This is a genomic window from Pseudomonas sp. GW821-FHT09C09 (genome assembly GCF_059418105.1).
In genome coordinates, this window is the sequence record NZ_JBWKPF010000003.1 from 397,841 (window position 1) to 412,936 (window position 15,096).

Here is a 15,096-nt window from a genome sequence, read left to right on the forward strand (position 1 = left end):
CAGGAACATTCGATGAATACCGAAGGACTCACTGAAGTTGCCGTAAAAGAAGCTCAACCCGTGGTCGAGCAGATTACCGAAACCCCGCCGGAACTGGAGCCTGCGCCACCCGCGCAGGCGGCAGAGCCCGCTGCGGCGGCCCCGGCGATCGCGATTCCCGGCCTGGATGACAGCAGCCTGTATATCCACCGGGAATTGTCGCAACTGCAGTTCAACATCCGCGTGCTGGAACAGGCGCTGGACGAGTCCTACCCGTTGCTGGAGCGGCTGAAGTTCCTGCTGATCTTCTCCAGCAACCTCGACGAATTCTTCGAGATCCGCGTCGCCGGCCTCAAGAAGCAGATCACCTTCGCCCGTGAACAGGCCGGCGCCGACGGCCTGCAACCGCATCAGGCCCTGGCCCGCATCAGCGAGCTGGTGCACGGTCACGTAGACCGCCAGTACGCGATCCTCAACGACATCCTGCTGCCGGAGCTGGAAAAGCATCAGGTGCGCTTCATCCGTCGCCGTTACTGGACCACCAAGCTCAAGACCTGGGTGCGCCGTTACTTCCGCGACGAGATCGCGCCGATCATCACCCCGATCGGCCTCGACCCGACGCACCCGTTTCCGTTGCTGGTGAACAAGAGCCTGAACTTCATCGTCGAGCTCGAAGGCATCGACGCCTTTGGTCGCGACTCCGGTCTGGCGATCATCCCGGCGCCGCGTCTGCTGCCGCGGATCATCAAGGTGCCGGAAGAAGTCGGCGGCCCTGGCGACAACTATGTGTTCCTGTCGTCAATGATCCACGCTCACGCCGATGACCTGTTCCAGGGCATGAAGGTAAAGGGCTGCTACCAGTTCCGCCTGACCCGGAACGCCGACCTTGCGCTCGACTCCGAAGACGTCGAAGACCTGGCCCGCGCCCTGCGTGGCGAGTTGTTCTCCCGTCGTTACGGTGACGCCGTGCGTCTGGAAGTCGCCGACACCTGCCCGAAACACCTGTCGGACTACCTGCTCAAGCAGTTCAACCTGAGCGAGACCGAGCTGTATCAGGTCAACGGCCCGGTCAACCTGACGCGTCTGTTCAGCATCACCGGTCTGGACAGTCATCCGGAGCTGCAATACACGCCGTTCACCCCGCAGATCCCGAAACTGCTGCAGAACAGCGAGAACATTTTCAGCGTCGTCAGCAAACAGGACATCCTGCTGCTGCACCCGTTCGAGTCGTTCACCCCGGTGGTCGACCTGCTGCGTCAGGCCGCGAAAGACCCGCACGTTCTGGCCGTGCGCCAGACCCTGTACCGCTCCGGCGCCAACTCGGAAATCGTCGATGCGCTGGTGGACGCCGCGCGTAACGGCAAGGAAGTGACGGCGGTCATCGAGCTGCGGGCGCGCTTCGACGAAGAATCCAACCTGCAACTGGCCAGCCGACTGCAGGCGGCCGGTGCGGTGGTGATCTACGGCGTGGTCGGCTTCAAGACCCACGCCAAGATGATGCTGATCCTGCGTCGCGAGGCCGGCGAGATCGTGCGTTACGCGCACCTCGGCACCGGTAACTACCACGCCGGCAACGCCCGTCTGTACACCGACTACAGCCTGCTGACCTCCGACGACGCCTTGTGCGAAGACGTCGGCAAACTGTTCAGCCAGTTGATCGGCATGGGCAAGACGCTGCGCATGAAGAAGCTGCTGCACGCGCCGTTCACCCTGAAGAAGGGCATGCTCGACATGATCACCCGCGAGACGCAATTCGCGCTCGACGGCAAACCGGCGCACATCATCGCCAAGTTCAACTCGCTGACCGATCCGAAGATCATCCGCGCGCTGTACAAGGCCAGCCAGTCCGGCGTGCGCATCGACCTGGTGGTGCGCGGCATGTGCTGCCTGCGTCCAGGCATCGCCGGGGTTTCGCACAACATTCACGTGCGCTCGATCATCGGTCGCTTCCTTGAACACACCCGGGTGTTCTACTTCCTCAACGGTGGCGAGGAGCAGATGTTCCTCTCCAGCGCCGACTGGATGGAGCGCAACCTCGACAAGCGCGTCGAGACTTGCTTCCCGGTGGAAGGCAAGAAGCTGCTGACCCGGGTCAAGAAAGAGCTGGAGCTGTACCTGACCGACAACACCCACAGCTGGAGCCTGCAGTCGGACGGCCGCTACATCCGCAACACGCCGACCGGCAACCAGAACCCGCGCAGTGCGCAGGCGACGCTGCTGGAGCGGTTGGGCAGCCCGATTCTGCCGGTGAGCAGCTGACCGCAGGTCTCAAGGCAATAAAAAAAGGCGATCCATCCGGATCGCCTTTTTTGTGCCTGCCTTTGACTCAGTGCACGGTCAGGACAACGCCCACCCGCGTCAGCCACTCGGCCTCAAGCGCGAAATCCGCCTGGGTCAGCTGGTTTTCATCCAGCCAGTTCTCCGGGAATTCCACGTCGAGGTTGTCGCCATTGGCGTGCAACGCGACCTGCGGCATGGTCTGGGTGCCGCGAATGTGGTGGAACAGGATCGCGAAGCGCAGCAGCACACACAGGCGGATCAGCTTGTCGCCGTCCTCGCCGAACTCGGCGAACTTGTCCTTGGGAATGTTGCGGCGGTGGCCGCGCACCAGCAAGGCGAGCATTTGCTGGTCTTCGCGGGAGAACCCGGCGAGGTCCGAGTGCTCGATCAGGTAGGCGCCATGCTTGTGGTAGTGGTAGTGAGCGATGTCGAGCCCGACTTCGTGCACTTTCGCCGCCCAGCCCAGCAGTTCGCGCCAGATGCCGTCGTCCAGCTGCCAGTCCACGGCCACCTGGTCGAAGGCGTGCAGGGCTTTGCGTTCGACCCGTGCGGCCTGTTCCAGGTCGACGTGGTAGCGCTCCATCAGCGAGGTCAGGGTGCGTTCGCGCACGTCTTCGTGATGATGGCGGCCGAGCAGGTCGTAGAGCACACCTTCACGCAGCGCACCTTCGCAGTGATCCATGCGTTGCAGTTCGAGGGCGTCGAAGATCGCTTCGAGGATCGCCAGACCGGCCGGGAAGATCGCACGACGGTCAGGCTTGATGCCTTCGAAGTCGATCTTGTCGACGTCGCCGAGTTTGAACAGGCGACGCTTGAGCCACGCCAGGCCTTCGGCGTTCACTTCGCCGGTGCCGTGTCCGCCGGCCTTCAGTGCCAGGCCGATGGCACGGATGGTGCCCGAGGAGCCGATGGCTTCATCCCAGGTCAGGCGATGCAGGGCGTGTTCGATGCTCATGATTTCCAGCCGCGCCGCCGTGTAGGCCTGGGCGTAGCGGGCCGGGGTGATCTTGCCGTCCTTGAAATAGCGCTGGGTGAAACTCACGCAGCCCATTTGCAGGCTTTCACGCAACAACGGTTCGAAGCGCTGGCCGATGATGAATTCGGTACTGCCGCCGCCGATGTCGGCGACCAGGCGTTTGCCCGGGGTATCGGCGAGGGTGTGGGACACGCCGAGGTAGATCAGGCGCGCCTCTTCACGGCCGGAGATGACTTCCACCGGGTGGCCGAGAATTTCTTCGGCGCGGTGGATGAACTCCAGGCGGTTGCGCGCTTCGCGCAGGGCGTTGGTGCCGACGATCCGCACGGCGCCCAGAGGCATACCGTTGATCAGTTGGGCAAAACGCTTCAGGCAATCGAGCCCGCGCTGCATGGATTCTTCGTTGAGATGGCGCTCATCGTCGATGCCGGCGGCCAGCTGAACCTTCTCCCCGAGACGTTCGAGAATACGGATTTCGCCGTTCTGGGCCTTGGCCACGACCATGTGGAAGCTGTTGGAGCCCAGGTCGATCGCGGCGATCAGGGACAGATTCTTGGCTTGGGATTGCGGCATGGTCTGGGGGTCTCGGTCGATAACCCTGACATCGTGCCACGATCAAAGGCTGCCGCCAACGCGCATGGTTCAAACCCTTGATTTAGCGCACTGATGGCCTGCTTTCAGCCTGTGGCTTCTGCGGTTCCGATGAAGTTCGCCAGCTCCGGCGTCTGCGGATCGGCAAACAGCACCTTCGGGTCGCCCACCTCATGCACCTTGCCCTGATGCATGAACACCAGTTTGTCCCCGACCTCCCGGGCGAAGCGCATTTCGTGGGTGACCATGATCAGGGTCATGCCTTCCTTCGCGAGCTGGCGGACCACGCTGAGCACTTCGTTGACCAGTTCCGGGTCCAGCGCCGAGGTGATCTCGTCGCACAGCAGCACCTTGGGCGACATTGCCAGCGCCCGGGCAATCGCCACGCGCTGTTGCTGGCCCCCGGAAAGCCGATCCGGGAACGCATCGAATTTTTCACCCAGGCCGACGCGCTCCAGCATCTGCCGCGCCAGTTCTTGCGCCCTGGCCTTGGGCACTTTCTGCACCACTTGCGGCGCGAGCATCACGTTTTCGCCCACCGTCAGGTGCGGGAACAGGTTGAACTGCTGAAATACCATCCCGACTTTCTGCCGCAGGCTGCGCAGGTCGGCGCGGGCGGCGTCGAGGTATTCGCCGTCGACTTCGATCACGCCGTCGTTGATCGACTCAAGGCCATTGAGGGTGCGCAGCAGGGTGGATTTGCCCGAGCCGCTGCGGCCGATGATCGCCACCACCTGACCTTCCTCGACGCTCAGGTCGATGCCTTTGAGTACGTGGTGATCGCCGTAGTATTTATGCAGGGCGGAAATTCTAAGCAGAGGCATGCAGTCTCCTTTCCAGGTAGCGCGCACTGAGGGACAGGGGGTAGCAGAGCAGGAAGTAGCCGGCGGCAACGAGGCCGTAGACCATGAACGGTTCGAAGGTGGCGTTGGCGAGCATGCCGCCGGTCTTGGTCAATTCGGTGAAGCCGATGATCGAGGTCACGGCGGTGCCTTTGACCACCTGCACCGAGAAGCCCACGGTCGGCGCCACGGCGATGCGCAGCGCTTGCGGCAGGATCACGTAGCGCAGTTGCTCCAGCGGATTGAGCGCCAGGCTCGACGAAGCCTCCCACTGGCCATTGGGAATCGCCTCGACGCAACCGCGCCAGATCTCCGCCAGATAGGCGCTGGTAAACAGCGTCAGAGCAATCGCCGCCGCCATCCACGGCGAAATCTCGACCCCGGCCAGCGCCACGCCGAAAAACACCAGAAACAGCTGCATCAACAGCGGCGTGCCCTGGAACAGTTCGATCCAGGTGCGGGCGATGCTGCTGGGTAGCGGGTTTTTCGAGATGCGCATGATCAGGATCAGCAACCCGACGATCCCGCCGCCGATGAACGCCACCAATGACAGCGCCAGCGTCCACTGCAGGCCGGTGAGCAGGTTGCGCAGGATGTCCCAGAACGTGAAGTCGCTCATCGGCTGCTCCTTGCGCTGCTTTTCGACAGGTAGCGCCGGCCGAGCCAGTTCAGCAGCTGACGAATCAGCAGCGCCATGCACAGATAAATGAGGGTGGTCAGGGCGTAGGTTTCAAAGGCGCGGAAGTTGCGCGACTGAATGAAGTTGGCGGCGAAGCTCAACTCCTCGGTGGCAATCTGCGAACACACCGCTGAGCCGAGCATGACGATGATGATCTGGCTGCTCAGGGCCGGCCAGACCTTGCCCAGTGCCGGTAGCAGCACCACGTGGCGGAACGCTTCGAAACGGCTCATCGCCAGCGCGGCCGCTGCTTCCAGTTGCCCGCGCGGAATCGCCTGGATGCCGGCGCGGATGATCTCGGTCGAGTACGCGCCGAGATTGATCACCATCGCCAGCACTGCGGCCTGCCACTCGGAAATCTGCACGCCGAGGGACGGCAGGCCGAAGAAGATGAAGAACAGTTGCACCAGGAACGGCGTGTTGCGGATCAGCTCCACATACACGCCGAAAATCGCCGAGAACGGGCGGATATTCCACGCCCGTACCAGCGCCCCGACGATGCCCACGCCTACGCCAAACAGCGCGCCAATGGCCGTCAGCTCAAGGGTGAACAGCGCCCCGCGCAACAGCAGGTCGGTGTTTTCCACCACCGGCAAAAAATCGAACTGATAGGCCATGAAAGTCTCCCGCGTCGCCGGTCAGAGGTCGGCCGGCAGCGGCTCTTTGAGCCAGGTCTGCGCGTTCTTTTCCAGCGCGCCGTCAGCCTTGGCGCTGGCCAGGATTTCGTTGACCTTGCCCAGCAGCGCCGGCTCGTTCTTGTTCACGCCGACGTAGACCGGCGAATCCTTGAGCTTCACCTTCAGCGCCGGCACGCGCTTCGGGCTCTTTTCGCTGATTGCGACCATCACCACGTTGCCGCTGGCGATCAGGTCGACCTGGCCTGCGAGGTAGGCGGCGATGGTCGAGTTGTTGTCTTCGAAGCGCTTGATGGTCACGCCTTCAGGAGCGACCTTGGTCAGCTCGATGTCTTCGATGGCGCCCCGGGTGACGCTGATGGTCTTGCCCTTGAGGTCGTCCAGGGTGCTGACGGCTGCATCCGGCGGGCCGAACACGGCGAGGTAGAACGGCGCGTAGGCGCGGGAGAAATCGATGACCTTCTCGCGTTCGGGGTTTTTGCCGAGGCTGGAAATCACCAGATCGACCTTGCCGGTGGTGAGGAACGGGATGCGGTTGGTGCTGTTGACCGGGGTCAGTTCGAGTTTGACCTTGAGCTGCTCGGCCAGCAGTTTCGCGGTATCGATATCGAGGCCGCGCGGCTTCATGTCCGGGCCGACCGAGCCGAAGGGCGGGAAGTCCTGAGGCACGGCGACTTTCAGGGTGCCGCGTTTGACCACGTCGTCCAGACCGTCGGCATGGGCGGGGGCCTGGCTCAGCATCAGACCGGCAAACAGGGCGGCGAGGAGGGCGCTGTAACGCTTCGTCATGGACAATCTCCGGATCGGCGGGAAGTGAAATCTGCGATCGGACAGAGCACGGGCCGTGCCAAACCAGCGGTCTGGCCCCGCAAAGCCACGGGTTTAGCGGGTTTGTTCGGTCTTACTGGTCTGAACAGTCAGGTCGGGTTTCGCACTGCGATAGCGCATCGATGCGCGCCGTCGAACCCCGCTGGGGCACGACTTGCCTGATGCCTCGAATAGCTTTACAACTGGCCGCACCTTGGCCTGGTCCGTCTGGAAAACCATGAACTCGATCTCCCGCGCCGTACCCGAAGTGGCGCTGCAAGCGATCCGTAAACTGATCACCGAGCAGGGCTTCGGCCCCGGCGATGCGCTGCCCTCGCAACGGGATCTGGCGGTGCAGCTGGGTGTCAGCCGGGCGTCGTTGCGCGAAGCGTTGTCGTCCTTGAGTGCGCTGGGCGTCGTCAGCATCCAGCCGGGCAAGGGCGTGTTCGTGCAGTCGCCGGTGGAGTTGTCGCGCGGGGAGGGCACGCCGGCCTGGCCGTTCGCAGCCCAGGCCTCGCCGCTGGAGATCTTCCAGTTGCGCTATGCGCTGGAAGGTTTTGCGGCCGGGTTGGCGGCGGTGACGCTGAGCACGTTCGATCTGGACGAGCTGGAAGACAACGTCGCCGCCATGCGCGAACAGTTGCGCGCTGGCGACTTCGAGGCGGCGGTGAAACTGGACTTCGAATTCCACCAGCGGATCCTGCGGGCCAGCGGCAATCAGGCGATGCTGAGCATCCTCACCGCCAGCGCCGACATTTTTCTGGAGAGCCAGAAGCTACCGTTCATCCGCGCCGAACGGGCCATGGAAACCTGGCAGGAACACCGCAAGATCCTCCGCGCGCTGGCGCGCCGGGCCTCCGCTGCAGCGCAGAAAGCCATGCAGGAGCACGTGCGCAACGCGGCGCTACGCACCGGAATTTCCTTCATCGCCCCCGCCGGCGCGTGACTTGAGCTATACCCAAACTCATCGAGTGCCATAGCAAGACTCAATCATCTGCGGCTTCCTGAACAAGGGAAGGGCGGCTATGATGGGCCACGTTTTTTTGCTTACAACCTGGAGAATTCCATGAGCAGCGATCTGATCAAACACGTTAGCGACGCTAGCTTCGAAGCCGACGTACTCAAGGCCGAAGGCGCTGTCCTGGTCGACTACTGGGCTGAATGGTGCGGCCCTTGCAAAATGATCGCTCCGGTTCTGGACGAGATTGCAGAGACTTACAAAGGCAAGCTGACCGTTGCCAAACTGAACATCGACGAGAACCAGGAAACCCCGGCCAAGCACGGCGTACGTGGTATCCCGACCCTGATGCTGTTCAAGAACGGCAACGTGGAAGCGACCAAGGTCGGCGCTCTGTCGAAGTCGCAACTGGCTGCTTTCCTCGACGCCAACATCTAAGCGTCGCGGTAAAGACCGTCCTCAAAAAGCCCCGCAAATCGCGGGGCTTTTTGCGTATTCAGGGCTAGACGCTCCGAAACTCAGGTGATACATTCGGCCCCGCACTGGTTTCTCCACTGCCCCCTGCTAGCCGTCGCCGACGCACTCCTTTTCGAACAAGTACGCGATCCTGTCGCCTTCTCCGCGGCGCGGCCTCATTAAGCCAAAAGCTTAATTTCCCCCCCTCCATAAATGATTACGTCATTCCTATATGAATCTGACTGAACTCAAGCAAAAGCCGATTACCGAACTGCTCGAATTGGCCGAACAGATGGGCATAGAAAATATGGCCCGTTCGCGCAAGCAGGACGTGATTTTCTCCCTGCTGAAAAAGCACGCTAAAAGCGGTGAGGAAATCTCCGGTGATGGCGTGCTGGAGATTCTCCAGGACGGCTTCGGCTTCCTGCGCTCCGCTGACGCTTCCTACCTCGCCGGCCCTGACGACATCTACGTCTCGCCGAGCCAGATCCGCCGTTTCAACCTGCGCACCGGTGACACCATCGTTGGCAAGATCCGGCCGCCGAAGGAAGGCGAGCGTTATTTCGCCCTGCTCAAGGTCGACACGATCAACTTCGATCGTCCTGAGAACGCGAAGAACAAGATTCTCTTCGAGAACCTGACCCCGCTGTTCCCGAACGTGCGCATGAAGATGGAAGCCGGTAACGGTTCCACCGAAGACCTGACCGGTCGAGTGATCGACCTGTGCGCCCCGATCGGCAAAGGCCAGCGTGGTCTGATCGTTGCTCCGCCGAAAGCCGGTAAAACGATCATGCTGCAGAACATTGCAGCGAACATCGCCCGTAACAACCCTGAAGTTCACCTGATCGTGCTGTTGATCGACGAACGTCCGGAAGAAGTGACCGAAATGCAGCGCACCGTGCGCGGCGAAGTGGTTGCCTCGACCTTCGACGAGCCGCCGACCCGTCACGTGCAGGTTGCTGAAATGGTGATCGAGAAGGCCAAGCGCCTGGTCGAACACAAGAAGGACGTGGTGATCCTGCTCGACTCCATCACCCGTCTGGCCCGTGCCTACAACACCGTGATCCCGAGCTCCGGCAAGGTGCTGACCGGTGGTGTCGATGCCCACGCCCTGGAGAAGCCGAAGCGTTTCTTCGGTGCTGCGCGTAACATCGAAGAAGGCGGCTCGCTGACCATTATCGCCACCGCGCTGGTTGAAACCGGCTCGAAGATGGACGAAGTGATCTACGAAGAGTTCAAGGGTACCGGCAACATGGAACTGCCTCTGGACCGTCGCATCGCCGAGAAACGTGTATTCCCGGCCATCAATATCAACAAGTCCGGCACTCGCCGTGAAGAGTTGCTGACCGCCGACGACGAACTGCAGCGTATGTGGATCCTGCGCAAGCTGCTGCATCCGATGGACGAAGTGGCGGCCATCGAGTTCCTGGTCGACAAGCTGAAAACGACCAAGACCAACGACGAATTCTTCCTTTCGATGAAGCGCAAGTAACATCGTCGGTAGAGTCCGGAAAAAGGCGTCCCCAGGGGACGCCTTTTTTTTGCCTGTTTTTTGTCCTGGCTATGGGAGGTTCGCGATCTGGTAAGGTCAGTGTGTTGGCAAAACAACAATCAGCCCCCGAGGCTGTACAAAAAACAACCATCTGATTGGCATCAAGGATTTATGAGCACTCTCGCTTATCGAAGGGATATCGACGGCTTGCGCGCAGTCGCAGTGATTGCCGTGGTGCTGTTCCACTTTGGCGTCCCGGGATTCACCGGCGGATTTGTCGGTGTGGACGTGTTTTTTGTGATTTCCGGCTACCTGATCACCTCGATCATCTGGAACCAGCGCCAGGCTGGGCGTTTCAGCTTCGTCGAGTTCTGGGCCCGGCGTGCCCGGCGGATCCTGCCGGCGCTGTTTGCGATGATCGTCGCGGTGCTGGCGGTGGGCTGGTTCCTGCTGGCGCCCAAGGACTACGAGGAACTCGGGCGCTCGGTGCGTTACCAGGTGACCTTCGTCTCGAACATTCTGTTCATGCGTCAGGACGGCTATTTCGACGTCGCGTCGGATCTCAAGCCGCTGCTGCACACCTGGTCGCTGGCGGTGGAAGAGCAGTTCTACATCCTTTTCCCGCTGTTGCTGACGCTGTTGTCGAGCCGACTGAAACACTGGCGGCTGGCACTGTTCGGCGTATTGCTGCTGTCGTTCGGGCTGAGTGTGTGGGCGGTCCAGCATTATCCGGAGAAGGCGTTCTTCCTGTTGCCGATGCGGGCGTGGGAGTTGCTGGCCGGTGCGATGCTTGCCGTCGCGCCCCGGCATTCATGGCGTCTCAAACCGATGGCTGCGCAGTGGCTGAGCCTGCTGGGTATGGCGCTGATCCTGCTGGCCGTCTTCGGGTACGACAAACGCACGCCATTTCCCGGTGTCGCCGCGCTGCTGCCGGTGCTGGGCGTGGTGGCGCTGATCCTCGCCAACGGTCATCGAGAGACGCTGATCGGTCAATTCTTGAGCAGTCGGGTGATGGTCGGCCTCGGCCTGATTTCCTATTCCTGGTACTTGTGGCACTGGCCGGTGTTTGTGTTTTCCAGTTATGCCAGCGTCGAGGAGCCGGGTGTGCCGGACATCGCAGGGTTGATCCTGCTGACGCTGGTGCTGGGTTATCTGTCATGGAAGTTCGTTGAAACACCGTTCCGCGAGCGTCGCCTGCTGGCCGGGCGTCGACAGGTTCTGCTGGCCGGTTTCTGCGGCATCCTGGTGCTCGGACTGGCCGGGCAAGCCCTGCGCTGGACCGATGGCTTGCCGTCGCGTCTGTCCGAACAGGCGCTTCAATATGCCAAGGGCCGCGAGTGGCGGCCGGAGCTGATGGCGTGCCTGACCGATGACAAGGCACCGGACGACAAACTGTTCTGCCATTACGGTGTGGAAAACCTGCCAGCCCAGGCGATGGTCTGGGGCGACAGCCACGCTACGGCATTCATTCCAGTGCTGGAGGACGGTGCGCAAGCCCATGGCGTCAGTGTGATCCTCGCCAGCTCTGCCGGTTGTATTCCGGTCGAAGGGCTGGAAACCGATGCGGCCTGCACGCATTTCAATCGGCGTGTCGAGCAGCGGTTGAGCGCGCAACGTATCAGCGATGTGGTGCTGGTCGCACGTTGGAGCCTCTATCTGTATGGCGACGCCAAAGGCGATCTCGACCACGTGCTCAGAAAGCCGGATGGCAAATACGACCGTGCCGTCGCTGAACAACGTCTGGCCGATGGTCTGCGCGCGCAGCTTGCTCAATTGCGTGAGGGCGGGCATCGGGTCTGGCTGGTGAAGGAGGTGCCATTGCAGGCGTTCAGCCCGCCGTATCGCCTGACACGCCTTGCAATGCTGGGCCACCCGGTGGATGGCGTTGGCCTGACCATCGGCGAACATGACAAGCGTCAGGCATTCATCAGCCGCTTGTTCGCCCAACTGGCGCAGGATCCGATGGTGCGGGTGATCGATCCGGCGCCACGGCTTTGCGATGAAAACGGTCTGTGTCGCGCCGAGCTCGACGGCTATTCGCTGTACAAGGATGACAATCACCTGTCGGAAGTCGGCGCGCGATTCGTGGCGCCGATCCTCGAACCGCTGTTTGTCAGCCTGCAGGCCGGCAAAAATCCGGGTAACGGCCAGGTGAATGCAGCCAAGTAAGCAGTGACGGGCTGCCAGCGACCGGCATAGCAGGTAGGATGTACGCCTATTTTGAGGGTGCCATCGTCAATGAAATTCAAGGATCTTCGGGATTTCGTGCAGCAGCTTGAGCAGCGCGGAGAGTTGAAACGCATCCAGATTCCCGTCTCGCCGGTGCTGGAAATGACCGAGGTGTGCGACCGCACACTGCGGGCCAAGGGCCCGGCGCTGCTGTTCGAGAAACCCACCGGCTATGACATTCCGGTGCTCGGCAACCTGTTCGGCACCCCCGAGCGGGTCGCCATGGGCATGGGCGCCGAGTCCGTCAGCGAACTGCGCGAGATCGGCAAGCTGCTGGCGTTCCTCAAGGAACCGGAGCCGCCGAAGGGCTTGAAGGACGCGTGGTCGAAGCTGCCGATCTTCCGCAAGATCATTGCGATGGCGCCGAAAGTCGTCAAAGACGCGCCGTGCCAGGAAGTGGTCATCGAAGGCGATGACGTCGATCTGGCGATGCTGCCGGTGCAGACCTGCTGGCCGGGCGACGTGGCGCCGCTGATCACCTGGGGCCTGACCGTCACCAAAGGCCCGAACAAGGACCGGCAGAACCTCGGCATCTACCGTCAGCAAGTGATCGGCCGCAACAAGGTCATCATGCGTTGGCTTAGCCACCGTGGCGGTGCGCTGGATTTCCGTGAGTGGTGCGAGAAACACCCGGGCCAGCCATTCCCGGTGTCCGTGGCCCTTGGCGCGGATCCGGCGACTATTCTCGGCGCCGTCACCCCGGTGCCGGACAGCCTCTCCGAATACGCCTTCGCCGGTCTGCTGCGCGACAGCCGCACAGAGCTGGTGAAGTGCCGCGGCAACGACCTGCAAGTGCCGGCCACCGCTGAAATCATCCTTGAAGGTGTGATCCATCCGGGTGAGATGGCCGACGAAGGCCCGTACGGCGACCACACCGGCTACTACAACGAAGTCGACAGCTTCCCGGTGTTCACCGTCGAGCGCATCACCCACCGGATCAAGCCGATCTACCACAGCACCTACACCGGCCGTCCGCCGGATGAGCCGGCGATTCTCGGCGTGGCGCTGAACGAAGTGTTCGTGCCGATCCTGCAGAAGCAGTTCCCGGAGATCACCGACTTCTACCTGCCGCCGGAAGGCTGCTCGTACCGCATGGCCGTGGTGACGATGAAGAAGTCGTATCCGGGCCACGCCAAGCGCGTGATGCTGGGTGTCTGGTCGTTTTTGCGACAGTTCATGTACACCAAGTTCGTTATCGTCACCGACGACGATATCAACGCGCGGGACTGGAACGACGTGATCTGGGCCATCACCACGCGCATGGACCCCAAGCGCGACACGGTGATGATCGACAACACGCCGATCGACTACCTCGACTTCGCTTCACCGGTGTCGGGCCTCGGCTCGAAGATGGGCTTGGATGCCACCCACAAGTGGCCGGGCGAAACCACTCGCGAATGGGGCCGCGTCATCGTCAAGGATGACGCTGTCACCCAACGGATCGATGCCATCTGGAATCAGTTAGGAATAGATTGATGCGTGTAACCCTGCAGCCCTCCGGAGCGGTGCTCGAGATACGGCCCGGAGAGCGGATTCTCGATGGTGCGCGGCGCCTGGGCTACGAATGCCCGCAAAGCTGCCGCAACGGCAATTGTCATGTATGCGCAGCGCTGCTGGTGGAAGGCCGGGTCGAACAGGCCGGCAAGGTGCATGACCACGGCGAGTTCTACACTTGCATAGCGCAGCCGCTGGAAGACTGCATCCTGCTGTGGGATGGCGTGCTTGCGCTGGGAGAACTGCCGGTGCGCAGCCTGTCGTGTCAGGTCATCGAATGCCGGGACGTCGGTGGCGACACCTGGCGCGTGCGCCTGCGGGCGCCGGCCGGCAAGCCGCCGCGTTATCACGCCGGTCAGTACCTGATGATCGAGCGCGAGAGCGGCGAGAAATCAGCCTTTTCCATGGCCTCGGCGCCCCACGGCGGTCGAGATCTGGAAATCCACGTACTGGCGCGCGAAGCCAGTGCCCTGAGTCTGATCGAGCAACTGCAGCGCAATTCCATGGTGCGGGTCGAACTGCCGTTCGGCGACACCCATCTCGCGGAATTGCCGGACGGGCCGCTGGTGCTGATCGCCGCCGGCACCGGCATGGGTCAGATCCACAGCCTGATCGAACATTGCCGGGCCAACGGCTTCAAGCATCCGGTGCATTTGTACTGGGGCGTGCGTCGTCCGGAAGATTTCTATGAAATCGAGCATTGGGACGAATGGCTGAAGCTGCCCAACCTGTTCCTGCACAAGGTCGTCAGCGATCAATGCGGCTGGGAAGGGCGCTGCGGGATGTTGCATGAGGCGGTGTGCGAGGACTTCCCGGATCTGAAATCCCTGCATGTCTACGCCAGTGGTTCGCCGGCGATGGTCTACGGCACTCTGGATGCGCTGGTGGAAGCCGGGATGGATGCCCACCAGATGCGCGCCGACGTGTTTGCGTATGCGCCGCGCTCTTGAGCCGCGCGAATTGAGTCGTGCTCTTGAGTCTGCCTGAGTCGCTTTAGAAGCGTACGCCCGTCGTCACCATGGCCGCGTTGGCGCCGAGAAACACCAGCTCGGCGCCCAGCGGGCCATAGTGGGTGCCGATCGACGGAATGATCACCGGCGCAACGCCGAAGTGATTGAGCGGGATCTTGTCCTTGTAGTCACCCCGATAGCCCTGCAACAACCCGCCCGTGAGTTTCACGTACACCGGATAATCGGCGCTCTCGAAGCGTTTGCCGGCATAGGCGTAATTGGAGCGCTGGCTGAACGAGTTACGGAAAGTTGCTCCGCCAAATACCCAGCCGGAAGCCTGATTGCGTTCAATGCCGATCAAGTCCTGATGATTATTGTGCTCGGGGTCGGGTGAGTAATGTTTGGTGTAGACACTGGTTTGTGCGTACCAGAAACCTTTGTCTTCCTGGGAGTCATCCGTGGCCAGTGCCTGACCGGTCTGAATCAATAAAAGTGCGGCCAAAAGCCTGGTTGTGTTCATCGTGCAGCCTCGGTTGAACGGGTTGGCTTGCGCCAGAGGAAAGCCGTTTTACGCAGGCGATCAGCGACGGTAAATATGGGAAGTCCGAAATTTTAGTAGGAAAAATCCCGGGACTTCATGAACGAATCCTGAACGAAGAGAGGGCTTAACGATATTTCATTCGGGTATTTAAGATATCTGCGCAATGGTATTAGGCTATATCAAACAA

At 61.5% G+C, this 15,096-nt stretch carries 13 protein-coding genes; 7 read left to right on the plus strand and 6 right to left on the minus strand.

From position 1 onward, the window contains the following. Positions 1–12: 12 nt before the first annotated feature. The gene (gene ppk1, locus AC07NR_RS11545) at positions 13–2,238 is read left to right on the plus strand and encodes a polyphosphate kinase 1 (protein WP_085708954.1); all 2,226 of its coding nucleotides are present in this window, start codon (positions 13–15) and stop codon (positions 2,236–2,238) included. 67 nt (positions 2,239–2,305) lie between these two features. On the opposite strand, the gene ppx is transcribed toward ppk1, so the two are convergent. The 5 genes from ppx to AC07NR_RS11570 all read right to left on the minus strand — a co-directional run bounded on the left by ppx (position 2,306) and on the right by AC07NR_RS11570 (position 6,771). Continuing rightward, positions 2,306–3,808, minus strand: coding sequence for an exopolyphosphatase (gene ppx / locus AC07NR_RS11550; protein ID WP_134828472.1), 1,503 nt, complete (start codon positions 3,806–3,808; stop codon positions 2,306–2,308). Between the two features lie 104 nt (positions 3,809–3,912). Then, the gene (locus AC07NR_RS11555) at positions 3,913–4,650 is read right to left on the minus strand and encodes an amino acid ABC transporter ATP-binding protein (protein ID WP_248739869.1); all 738 of its coding nucleotides are present in this window, start codon (positions 4,648–4,650) and stop codon (positions 3,913–3,915) included. Continuing rightward, positions 4,637–5,287: an amino acid ABC transporter permease gene (locus AC07NR_RS11560; protein ID WP_085606037.1), complete on the minus strand. Its 651-nt coding sequence runs from the start codon at positions 5,285–5,287 to the stop codon at positions 4,637–4,639. Before AC07NR_RS11560 ends, AC07NR_RS11555 begins: the two co-directional genes overlap by 14 nt. Next, complete coding sequence (locus tag AC07NR_RS11565) at positions 5,284–5,964, minus strand: amino acid ABC transporter permease (RefSeq protein WP_495078605.1); 681 nt, start codon at positions 5,962–5,964, stop codon at positions 5,284–5,286. The genes AC07NR_RS11560 and AC07NR_RS11565 overlap by 4 nt, the downstream gene beginning before the upstream one ends. A 21-nt stretch (positions 5,965–5,985) precedes the next feature. Next, complete coding sequence (locus AC07NR_RS11570) at positions 5,986–6,771, minus strand: transporter substrate-binding domain-containing protein (RefSeq protein WP_114886232.1); 786 nt, start codon at positions 6,769–6,771, stop codon at positions 5,986–5,988. Between the two features lie 256 nt (positions 6,772–7,027). Here AC07NR_RS11570 and AC07NR_RS11575 point away from each other — a divergent pair, with 256 nt between their 5' ends. The 6 genes from AC07NR_RS11575 (at position 7,028) to AC07NR_RS11600 (ending at position 14,368) form a co-directional block, all read left to right on the plus strand. Then, the gene (locus AC07NR_RS11575) at positions 7,028–7,735 is read left to right on the plus strand and encodes a FadR/GntR family transcriptional regulator (protein WP_495078606.1); all 708 of its coding nucleotides are present in this window, start codon (positions 7,028–7,030) and stop codon (positions 7,733–7,735) included. A 120-nt stretch (positions 7,736–7,855) separates the two neighbouring features. After that, complete coding sequence (gene trxA / locus AC07NR_RS11580) at positions 7,856–8,185, plus strand: thioredoxin TrxA (RefSeq protein ID WP_003206727.1); 330 nt, start codon at positions 7,856–7,858, stop codon at positions 8,183–8,185. Between the two features lie 250 nt (positions 8,186–8,435). After that, positions 8,436–9,695 (plus strand): transcription termination factor Rho, encoded by a 1,260-nt coding sequence (gene rho, locus AC07NR_RS11585; protein ID WP_007951825.1) that lies wholly within the window; start codon positions 8,436–8,438, stop codon positions 9,693–9,695. Between the two features lie 171 nt (positions 9,696–9,866). Beyond that, positions 9,867–11,864, plus strand: coding sequence for an acyltransferase family protein (locus AC07NR_RS11590; protein ID WP_248739873.1), 1,998 nt, complete (start codon positions 9,867–9,869; stop codon positions 11,862–11,864). Positions 11,865–11,933: 69 nt separating this feature from the next. Further along, a complete protein-coding gene (ubiD, locus tag AC07NR_RS11595) occupies positions 11,934–13,400 on the plus strand; it encodes a 4-hydroxy-3-polyprenylbenzoate decarboxylase (RefSeq protein WP_007951823.1) in 1,467 nt (488 codons plus the stop codon). Then, the gene (locus AC07NR_RS11600; RefSeq protein WP_085708962.1) at positions 13,400–14,368 is read left to right on the plus strand and encodes a CDP-6-deoxy-delta-3,4-glucoseen reductase; all 969 of its coding nucleotides are present in this window, start codon (positions 13,400–13,402) and stop codon (positions 14,366–14,368) included. Before ubiD ends, AC07NR_RS11600 begins: the two co-directional genes overlap by 1 nt. Positions 14,369–14,411: 43 nt before the next feature. Here AC07NR_RS11600 and AC07NR_RS11605 read toward each other — a convergent pair whose 3' ends face one another. Continuing rightward, on the minus strand, positions 14,412–14,888 hold the full coding sequence (locus AC07NR_RS11605) for a sn-glycerol-3-phosphate transporter (protein WP_495078607.1): 477 nt from the start codon (positions 14,886–14,888) through the stop codon (positions 14,412–14,414). Positions 14,889–15,096 lie beyond the last annotated feature (208 nt).